The organism is Streptomyces sp. AM25 (genome assembly GCF_058146165.1).
The window spans coordinates 93,237-102,809 of record NZ_JBKIWN010000034.1; the positions used below are offsets into that span (position 1 = coordinate 93,237).

Here is a 9,573-nt window from a genome sequence, read left to right on the forward strand (position 1 = left end):
TAGCCAATCAGTACCGCATTTTGCTTGCGCCTCCCCTTTTTGCCTCCCTAGGCTGTCCGTCGACCACCGGGACCGTCCACGGCCCGGCCCATCCCGAGGGGGCATCATGTCCTTCCCGCGCTTCACGCTCGTCCCCGGCCCGATCGACGTCGACGTGCCCGGCTGGGAGCTGACCGGCGACCGCGAGAGCGGCGAGCACATCATCGAGTGCCACAAGCTGTTCCACCCGCACGACGAGAACGCCGACATCGAGTCGGCGCTCGACTGGGCGGACGGCGTCATCGGCACCAAGCAGGCCTGGAAGCACGTCCGCGAGCGGGGGTTCGACCGGTGGGAGGCCGGCGCCCGCGATGGCGAGCCCGCCGCCGACGATCGTGAGCCGACCCCGGCCGAGATCCGAGCCTTGATGGCGGAGGCCTGCGCGCTGCAGGAGCGCATCCGCGATGTCGAGCGACGGCTGCGTGCCAGCAAGGAGGACGAGCACCTCGTCTTCCGCATGGACTTCGTTGCCGGGCAGATCGCCAACGTGAGCGAGGCCCTGGCGGATACTGCAAGCGAACTCGCCCGGGTCCGGGCGGTGCGCGACGGCTCGGTGTGCGCGGTGCCTTGGGGCGTCTGTCCCGAGCACAGCAACACCCTGTCCACCAGCGGCGGCCGGACCCAGTGCCAGGAACCGGACTGCCACCGCTCGTGGAACTACGACCGGCTGGGCGTCCCGTGCGGCGAGCCGCTGACCCACAAGGTCACCGACACGGCCGGGGGGTCCTTCCTCGCCTGCAAGGCCCACGCCATGGACGCCACCGAGCGCCTGATCGGTGGGACCGTGACCCCGCTCGACAAGGACGGCGGCCGTGGTTGACCGGCTGTACCTGCGGCACTCGACGGACAAGCAGACCAACCTCCGCCAGAAGCACCACCTCGCGTCCTACCTCAACGCCGGCGCCCCGGCCTACAAGGACCCGGCAACCTCCAATCGTCTGCACCCGCTCAAACGGCCCGGCTTCGTGCACCTGCTGGACGAGGCGGCGGTCGGCGACGTCGTGCGCCTCGCGGACGCCGCCCGGCTTTTCCGCTCGGTCAAGGACGTCCTCGATGTCCGCGACGTCCTGCGGCGCCGGGGGCTGCATCTGCGCATCGCCTCCGGCGCTTGGGCGGGCATGGACCTGACCTCCGAGGACCCGATGACGAAGCTGTTCGTCACGATGCTCGCCGGGGTGTTGGAGTTCCAGCGGGACATGATCAGTGAGAACACGCGGGACGGGGTTGCGGCCGCCCGCGCGGAAGGCAAGACCCTCGGGCGCCCCGCCCGGCTCAGCGCCCAGCAGGCCGCCGACATCGTCGCCGCTTACGAGCGCGGCAGCGCGGTGAAGGCGCTCGCCCGTCACTACGACGTGGACCCCAAGGTGATCCGCCGGGCGCTTGACTCCGCCGGAGCGCGCACCTCGCCCGACCTCACCCAGTTCCTGAACGATGACGTCACCGACGGCCAGGACCAGGCCGTCGAGGTCGATCCGGTCGTGGTGGTCGACGTGCCCGGCCTAGTCGCCGAGCACCTGGCCGCCGTCGTCGACGACGTGGTCCGCCAGGCGCTGGCCGCCGGGCAGACGATCCGCCGGGGGCAGGGCCACTTGGTACGGGTCACCGCGCCGGTCAGCGTCCACACGGCGATGGTCGAGCACTCCGCGGCCGCGCTGCTGCAGTCGCCCGCCGGCCGCAAGGCCCACCGCATCCACTCCGGCCGCGTGACCTCCGTCCGGGGCACGCGGTAAGCAGCTTGGCAATCCACCACCACGAAGGGGACACACCGATGACGACCTATCAGACTTCGGCCGAGCCCGGGAAGCTTCAGCCCTACGCACCCCTGGACCCGCAGGCACTGCGCGGCCTCGCTCAGCACGCCTGCGACGTGCTGATGCCTGCAGCCACCGGGCCCGAGCGTGAACCGTTGGGCGAGGCTGGCGCCCAGCTCGCCATCGCACTGTCCGAGTTCGCCAAGCTGGTGGCGGCCGACACCGACGACCAGCTCGCCCAGGGGGAGGAAGTCGTGGAGCGGCTGCGCCGGGCCTCCCTCCACGTGCACGAGCACATGGCCGCCAAGGTGCCGACAGGGGACCTCAACGCGCGGAACTCCGAACTGATCGAGAGCTGCCTCAAGGAGGGACTGCCGGTGGTCGAGTCGGTGACGGCGGAGCTGCTGCTCGACGACGGCCAGGCGGCCACGGTCCGGCTGACGAAGCAGACCGCGCATCAAGAGGCCGAACTGAGCGACGGGCGTACGGCCCGCCTGCCTGCTGCTGACCACCTGATCGTCCGCGACGGACTCCACGAGCTGGCACGGCTGCTCGCCCCTCTGGCCCGGGAGAGCGGGCCGGGCGCTGAGCAGTAGGGGGTACCGCTCGTGCGCTCGAGGTCCGGCGCCCTGTCAGCGCCGCCCACTACCCTAATGGTGCACCACCCGGCTAGCCGCGTACCGCCGGTCGCCGCTCAGCCCGCGCCCACGCCGCGGGCAGCCCCGTAACGGGGGCGGCCAAGGTCTCCAGGGGCCCGCGCAGTTCACCATCCAGCTCGCCCGTGAGCGTGCTGTGCTGTTCGTTCTCCTGCTGTGGCCCCTGACGGATGGGCCGGAGGAGCGTGGGGCCTGTCCGGCCCGGGAGACGTCGTGCCGAAGAAGCAGTCGACCGCAGCGAAGCGGGCCCGCGCCGATGCCCGTGCCGGCGCTAAGTACACCGCCGCCCTCCGCCGCGAGGCCACCGGTCACCAACTTCCGCCTCATCTCGAATTCTTCGACGACCAGGTGCTGCCCGAGGGCGAGCGCCTGGTCGTCGAGGGTCTGCGGGCGCTCGCGGCCGCGGGTGGGCCGCTGCCGGTCCGCCTGGCCGAGCCGGACCCGGAGGTGGTCCAGGCGCGGATGCGGGCGCAGGAGAAGGGCGTCCGTCCGCAGTGGCGGCGGTGGGCGTCGGTGGAAGCGGCCGTCGACGGCTACGTGCTGCGCGAGACGCAGTACGGGCCGCACCGCTCCGGCTACAGCTCGACCAATCGCGGGCCGCGTGTGCCGGTGCCGGTGCGTGCGGCCGACGGCACCGTGAGCGTGGTGGCGATGCCCGAGTGGGCGTGGGCGCACGAGGGCCGGTGGATCTGGGCGCACACCGGCTGGCCGGTGGAGGCACCCGGTCAGATCGTGGACCCGCCGCAGGAGTTCACGCCGGCGCCAGGGCTGCGCTGGCAGGTCACGGTCTGGCTCGACCTCGGACACGAGGGCAAGAAGGTGGTGGGCGAGGACTACGGCGGCGGCACCTCGGACTGGCAGACCGTCGGCTGGTGCACGAGCCGGGACGACGCCCGTCAGATCGCCCGCGCCTACACCGCGCACCGCGGCCCCTACGCCCGCGCCGACGTCGTCGAGCACGGGACCGACAACGGCATCGTCTCCCTCACCGTGGAGTCGTTCCTCCCGGCCCCCGATGCTCCCGAGCGCCCCCGCTCTTCCACTGCCGAGGGTCCGCGCCCTGCCTCCCCCGGCAGGTCCGAGATCCCCGAGCCCGCCTGGTACGACTGCACGGGCAACCCGCCGCATTCCTCGCTGATCGTGTGGACCGGCACCGGCTGGCGCACGCTGATCTGGACCGACTGGCAGACCTCGAACATCGCGGCCGCGCTCGGCATCGGCGCCGGCGGTCCGTACCAGTGGGCGGAGGACTGGGGACCGCGCCACCCCGACCGGGACCTGCACGACTGGACCCAGGAAGGCCGCGAGCTGCACAACCTGTTCCGCGAGCCGACCTGGTCGGAACGGACCGAGCGGATCGACGCGGCACGCCAGGACCGACAGGACGCCCTGGTGGACGCCATCGCCGACCGAGGAGGCCTCACCCGGGACCAGGCCGCCGCCCGTCTCGCCCAGGGCGGCCAGACGTACCGCGATTTCCTGGCCGTCGGGCAGGCCGCCATCGCCCGTGCCCTGCACACCGCCCGCCGCGCCCTGCCCGAGGGCCCCGAGCGCACAGCGGTCCGTCACACCCTGGACAACCTGATGGACCGGCACCTGCTGCCGCCGGACGCCGAACGCATCGCCAACGAGCAGCTCGATGGCGAGATCGAGGCGCGGCGCAGCCCCGGCACAACCGCATGGGCCCGGCGAGCAGTAGCCGAATACATCGCCCCGGCGCCCGACCCCGCCGCGGCCGGTGTCGAGGGGTTCCGCCCGCAGGACAGGTAACCCCCGAAGCTACGGCCCCCTTGTTCAGATCGAACAAGGGGAAAACGCCCAAAACTGTCGCATTAGGAAAACGGTCGGTACGCCCCCTCGGGCCTGTTGGATCCAATGGGTCTAACTGTTGGTGAGCAGCAGGTTCTCGGCGGGGTTCTTGCGACTACCGAGGACCTGCTCCGGTAGCTCAACTCAGCGGAGCCCGCCGGAGCAGGGGCGGTCACACGAGGTTGAGGAGGAAGTGCGCCAGCCCGTTGCCCAGGGCGCTGACCGGGCCGAGCGAGCCGGGGAAGAAGAGCCCGGCTGCCAGGGCGAGCAGGTGCAGGTAATTGTCTGTCGACTGAGACACCGGCGGGCTGAAGCACGTCACGAGGTCGACGATCCAGCCGAAGGGCCATTTCAGAACACCCCAGGTAAGAGATCCCAGCACCACGTACAGCAGGATGATCCCGTGCCCCATCCCCGGGGCGCCGTCCCGGAGCGCGGCGGCCATGACGGCAACGGTGAGCACCGGCACGGCGTATGCAACCAGCAGGACCGCGCCACGGGCGAGTTGGACCATGCCGCGGGCGAGCCTGCGCCAGGTGGTGCCGGGTCTCGGCTGTTTCTTCCGCCGGGCGTTGTCGGGCACCGGCCGTACCTTCCGCAGGACATTCTGACGCTGCTCTGCGGGCACAACGCTGACGACGTAATCGGCTTCGACCTGATGCCCATCTCGGCGGAGCCCGGCGATCCTCTCCGCGACGTCAGCCTCGTCGGAGCTTGAGGCCATGCCGTCCAGGTAGAGATAAAGATCGGGATCCTGCCCGGTCGTCCGCAGCGCCGCCACCGTCGCGCCGGCGTCCTTAGGGTCGCGGTAGCCACCGATGGTACGGAGAAGATCCTCGGCCTCGGAACTCATTCCCGCCCTGCGCAGGGCCTGGACCAAGGCCGGCAGATCCTCGACGGGGCGATCTGCCGCACCCAGCGTGACGCATGAGTTCTCCTCCGGCAGGGCGGCCATGGCTGCGGGGAACTCGTCCACCGGACGGTGCTCGCCCACTGCCCAGGCGACCCGCCATGAATCTTCGAAATGCTCGCCGACCCGCAGGCGGGCCAGCAGGTGGGGCAGCTCGTCCACCGGACGGTACTGCCCCAGGCTCCTCACAAGGTCGTTGGAGTCCCAACGACCGCGCCTGTGCAGTACGGACAAGGTCTTGAGCACGTCGTCCACGCTGCCGTGCCGGGCAAGACCCTCGAAGTCCTCGCCGGTCGTGACTGGAGTGTCCCCCTGCCGCGAGGAAGCCTCGGAGACGGCTTCGCCGCCCGTCTCGGACGCGTCGTCGGTATGCACGCTGGCCGGGGCGACTGGCGTTGCCGCCCCGGCAACGTTTTCCGGAACGGCCTGCGCCGGCCCTTCGCCGAGGTTCTGCACCTGCTGGCGCAGTGCCCGTGCCTCATGCTCCTGGGCGTCGTGCCGCTCCTTCCAGTACTGGACTTGGTGTTTGAGCTTCGGGCTGGTCTGCAGAGCGGTCATCCGCAGCTCGTCCAGGTGGTCCAGCTCTTCCTGCGTCAACGGCACGTTCCGTGCTGTGAGGAAGGCGCCCAGGGCCGTGAGGAAGTCCTTCGGCGCGATTCGTTCTCCCTGGAAGAACCGGGTGATGGCCGACGGATCTATGGGGATGGCGCGGGCGAAGGCGGCCTGGGAGGCCTTAGCCCGCTGGAAGTGCTTCTTGAGCGCGTCCCCGTACCGACGGGCAGCGTCCGGTCCCGTGCTGCCGCGGCCCCCCGCACAGTCGTTCATCTCGCATCAGCCTTCCCGCCACCATCCTTCCAAAGGCACCCCACCAGCGAGGGGGCATCAGCGCTTTCTCCCCGGGACTCCTGCAGGCGCCGGAACGTTGCCAGTCCACGGGCAAGGGCCCTTGCCGCTACCGCATCGCTCGCGACTTCCCGACGCTCGGTTCCGAGCCCGCATCCGGCGGGCCGCCAAGCGAACGGAGACGCACATGCCCAGCAAGCCCCAGGCCCCCGCACGCACCGCCCGTCCGGAGCCGGTGCCGTTCCTCGAACTGCGGATCGGAGGACTGCACCTGACCGTGCAGCAGCTCTCCCCCCGGCTCCTGGCCCTCGGCACGGCCGTTCTCGGGTCCCTGGGCGGAGCCTTCTGGATCGGGCACTGACGTCCCCCCACGCCGCGCCCGCCCTGCCCGCCGGCGGCCGAATTGCGCGTGGGCCCCATCGCTGGCTCCCAGCCTTCCGGGTGGTTGCGCGCGCTGATGCGGCGGCTTCCGATCCCGCCGCCCCCGGGACTCAACGCCCGCGGGCGGCGCTGGCCGCCGGTGGATCTCAACCCCGAGGGTGGTCATCGCCGTCGGGGTGGGCCGCTGCCCAGATGGTCGTCCCCGGGTCAACGGCTTGGTGTGCCGCGCCGTGATCCGGGTGACAATCCCCGGCACGGGCGGTTGTGGGCAGTATCGGTTGGTGGGTGATCACTCGTATCCGATGGCGTCGCGTCGCCGCTGCTGCCGTTCTGTCGTTGTCCGCCGTCATCGCATCTGCGGCCGGCCCCGCGTCCGCCGCGGCTCCCGCCCCGGTCCTGCCGGCCAAGCGGGATCTGCCGCAGCCGCCGTCGGCCGACGTTGCCAGGCAAGAGCTCGCCGACCTCACCGTCGAAGCCCCGCACGCCATGACCGGCTACTCGCGCGCGAAGTTCCCGCACTGGATCCGCCAGCAGGGCACCTGCGACACCCGCGAGACCGTCCTGGTCCGCGACGGCAAGAACGTGACCACCGACGAACAGTGCCGGGCCACCGCCGGCACCTGGGCCAGCCCCTACGACGGCAAGGTCCTCAACTCCGCCGCCCAGATCGACGTCGACCACATGGTCCCCCTCGCCAACGCCTGGCGCAGCGGGGCCGACGGCTGGACCACCGACCAGCGCAAGGCCTTCGCCAACGACCTGACCAACCCGCAGTTGATCGCCGTCTCAGCGGCGTCCAACCGGAGCAAGGGCGACAAGAGCCCGGACCAGTGGAAGCCACCGTTGCACACGTACTGGTGCACCTACTCTCGGGCCTGGACCCACGTGAAGAGCCTCTACCGGCTCAGCGTCACGCAGCCCGAACAGGAAGCCCTGGCCGACATGCTGGACACGTGCGAGCAGTGAAGCAGTCCGCCGAACAGCACGTGGACAACGTCACGACGGGGCCCGGCGGGGTGATGACCGAGACCGGCACCGTCGGGGTGGTCACCGGTGACCTCACCGTCGCCACCACCGCCCTGCCCGGCGGCCACGCCCACATCGCGATCCAGTACACCGGCGCGGAGGAGTGGTACACCCTCAAGGGCAGCCCCCTGCCCGTGCCAGCCGGCGGCATCGCTGCCCTCCACGAGACCGTCCTCGACCGTGTCAGAGCAGGTGGGGAAGCTGAAGCCGCCGGCTAGACCCGGCGGGGCGGACAGCCTCATCTTGTTCAGGGTGGCGAGGTTGCCTTCGACATCGAGGAGGCGCGCTGCTTAGATGGGATGCGCTCCTTGTCGTCGTCCTGCAACGACAAGCCCTTTCATTCTGAAAGGAAGCAAGGGCGCAGACGCGCGAGAGGCCCCGCCCCCTGTTGCCGGCCAAGCTGTCGGGGACGAGGCCGTTACCAGCACCGCGTCCGGGCCCCGGCCGTCAGGCCGGGGCTCTTGTGCTGCAGGCTCCGGTTACAACCAGTCCCGTACGGTCAGCATGACCGCACGGAGCGGGCCGAGCCAGCGGGCCCAGCGGTAGAGCCGGTCCCACCTGTCGCCGCGGTGTCCCTCCGGACCGTAGCCCATCGGGTACCCCCTCTCCGGGGCCCAGCGCTCGTGGACCCCATGGGAGGACATGACCCACGAAGCACCGAACGGTCCCGGCAAGGCGTTTGGTACCGCAACACATTACCGGCCCCCGTCGACAGCCAACGCGCCCCGCGAGGACGCCCGTTGCCGACCAGGCACTTCGCTGCCGGGGCGAGAAACGACGACGGGACCTCGGGCTCCCCGAGAAGCTGGCTGAGCTCGTCGATGGAGTCGTCGACGACTTCCTAGACGTGGTGGCCCTTGCCGAAGAAGCCCGCGCCGATCCCCCGCCCACCTCGATCTCGCAGCGAGGACGGCCGGGTGCACAGGCGGCGAGAGCACGGCGGCACCCGCCCTACCGCCACCGGCATCGCTCGCCCAGCCCAACGGCGAGTGCGATACCGGGAGACCAGGCCGGCGCCGCGGCCCCGGGCTGCTGCAAGATGCCGGAAGGGCTCGCAGTCGCTGAGGATCTTGACGCGGTCGGGCTGCTCCTCAGCGCGCGGAACCACTCCACCCCGCCACAATCACCTACGTGCACGTGACGGTTCAGGCAGCGGCGGTGAGCTCTTTGCCGGCAACGGCGATGACGTCGTGCAGGCATCCCTCGAAGCGCACGGGGACCCAGTCCTCGGCACGGTCGGGGCCCGGGGCCGAGCTGGGGGACGCGGCCGGGCCGGTCTTCGGCTGGACGGCCTCGAAGTCGTCGTCGCACAGGAACTCCTCGGCGTGCAGAGCGTGGTAGCAGTGAGCCGCTTCCTGGTGTTCCCCGCGCAGGAGGGCTTCGAGGAAGGTGAGGTAGGCGGCTGTGCCGTCGCCGATGCCGGCGGCGTAGCGCCACCAGAACCGTGCACCTTCGCCCTCGCCGCTGATGAGGTAGAGCAGGCAGCCCAGGCCGCGGGCCCCGACCGGGTCGGTGGGGTGTTCGGACATCACGAACCGTCCTGCCCGCGCTCCTGCTCCGGGGGCAGCGAGCACGGCGTGGCACAACGCCCGCACGTCACCGCACACGCGGTGCCGCCTCTGCCGGAGTACCGTCTGCTCCCCCTGCCCGGTGGCCGGGCCCGCGAGTTCGGGGGAATCGGGCCTGAGCCAGCCCTGCGGTGTCCGCGCGAGAGCCGCGCGCCGCTGCTCGGCGCGCTCGATCCGCTCGCGCAGCCGGTCCAGTTCATCGGCGGGATGCATGCCGGCCTCGGCGGGGGTGCGGATTTGCATGCCATGCAGGATGCGGTCGATCACAGCGTTCCTTCCTCAGACGTGGCGGGGCCGTCGGCCGGGGCGCCGAGACGGCTGGTCAGCGTTGCGCGTCCGGCCGCCAGGTGGGAGCGCACGGTGGAGGCGGCCAGGCCGGTGATATCGGCGATCTCCTCGGCGGAGCACCCGAGGATGTGGTGCAGGAAGACGCAGGTGCGCTGGCGGTCGGGCAGGCCGGCGATCGCCTGGTGCACGTCGAGCCGGACCATGGCCTGCTCGACCTCTTCCCCAGGAGCCGCGCTCAGTGGCCGGACGGTCTCCTCGAAGACCGCCACCGGCACTAGGTCCTGTCTGGAGTCCAGATCATG

Annotated in this window: 10 protein-coding genes; 7 read left to right on the top strand and 3 right to left on the bottom strand. The window is 71.0% G+C overall.

Annotated elements, in window-relative coordinates:
• Nucleotides 1–106 precede the first annotated feature (106 nt).
• The 4 genes from ACLHRZ_RS32015 (at nt 107) to ACLHRZ_RS32030 (ending at nt 4,216) form a co-directional block, all read left to right on the top strand.
• The gene (locus ACLHRZ_RS32015; RefSeq protein WP_490422096.1) at nt 107–859 is read left to right on the top strand and encodes a hypothetical protein; all 753 of its coding nucleotides are present in this window, start codon (nt 107–109) and stop codon (nt 857–859) included.
• Nucleotides 852–1,769 (top strand): recombinase family protein, encoded by a 918-nt coding sequence (locus ACLHRZ_RS32020; RefSeq protein WP_490422097.1) that lies wholly within the window; start codon nt 852–854, stop codon nt 1,767–1,769. The genes ACLHRZ_RS32015 and ACLHRZ_RS32020 overlap by 8 nt, the downstream gene beginning before the upstream one ends.
• Nucleotides 1,770–1,807: 38 nt before the next feature.
• Nucleotides 1,808–2,386 (top strand): hypothetical protein, encoded by a 579-nt coding sequence (locus ACLHRZ_RS32025; RefSeq protein WP_490422098.1) that lies wholly within the window; start codon nt 1,808–1,810, stop codon nt 2,384–2,386.
• A 273-nt stretch (nt 2,387–2,659) separates the two neighbouring features.
• Nucleotides 2,660–4,216: a hypothetical protein gene (locus ACLHRZ_RS32030; protein WP_490422099.1), complete on the top strand. Its 1,557-nt coding sequence runs from the start codon at nt 2,660–2,662 to the stop codon at nt 4,214–4,216.
• A 211-nt stretch (nt 4,217–4,427) separates the two neighbouring features.
• On the opposite strand, the gene ACLHRZ_RS32035 is transcribed toward ACLHRZ_RS32030, so the two are convergent.
• Nucleotides 4,428–5,762 (bottom strand): cell division protein ZapB, encoded by a 1,335-nt coding sequence (locus ACLHRZ_RS32035; protein WP_490422100.1) that lies wholly within the window; start codon nt 5,760–5,762, stop codon nt 4,428–4,430.
• A 433-nt stretch (nt 5,763–6,195) separates the two neighbouring features.
• Here ACLHRZ_RS32035 and ACLHRZ_RS32040 point away from each other — a divergent pair, with 433 nt between their 5' ends.
• The 3 genes from ACLHRZ_RS32040 (at nt 6,196) to ACLHRZ_RS32050 (ending at nt 7,633) form a co-directional block, all read left to right on the top strand.
• Nucleotides 6,196–6,369, top strand: a complete 174-nt coding sequence (locus tag ACLHRZ_RS32040; protein ID WP_490422101.1) for a hypothetical protein — start codon at nt 6,196–6,198, stop codon at nt 6,367–6,369.
• Between the two features lie 308 nt (nt 6,370–6,677).
• Nucleotides 6,678–7,355 carry an HNH endonuclease family protein gene (locus ACLHRZ_RS32045; protein WP_490422106.1) on the top strand — a complete coding sequence of 226 codons (678 nt, stop codon included), beginning with the start codon at nt 6,678–6,680 and terminating at the stop codon, nt 7,353–7,355.
• A gap of 53 nt (nt 7,356–7,408) precedes the next feature.
• The gene (locus tag ACLHRZ_RS32050) at nt 7,409–7,633 is read left to right on the top strand and encodes a hypothetical protein (RefSeq protein WP_490422107.1); all 225 of its coding nucleotides are present in this window, start codon (nt 7,409–7,411) and stop codon (nt 7,631–7,633) included.
• Nucleotides 7,634–8,560: 927 nt separating this feature from the next.
• Here the strand turns inward: ACLHRZ_RS32050 and ACLHRZ_RS32055 are convergent.
• Complete coding sequence (locus tag ACLHRZ_RS32055; RefSeq protein WP_490422102.1) at nt 8,561–9,226, bottom strand: hypothetical protein; 666 nt, start codon at nt 9,224–9,226, stop codon at nt 8,561–8,563.
• A gap of 20 nt (nt 9,227–9,246) precedes the next feature.
• A partial coding sequence (locus tag ACLHRZ_RS32060; RefSeq protein ID WP_490422103.1) for an RNA polymerase sigma factor occupies nt 9,247–9,573 on the bottom strand: 327 nt, incomplete at its 5' end.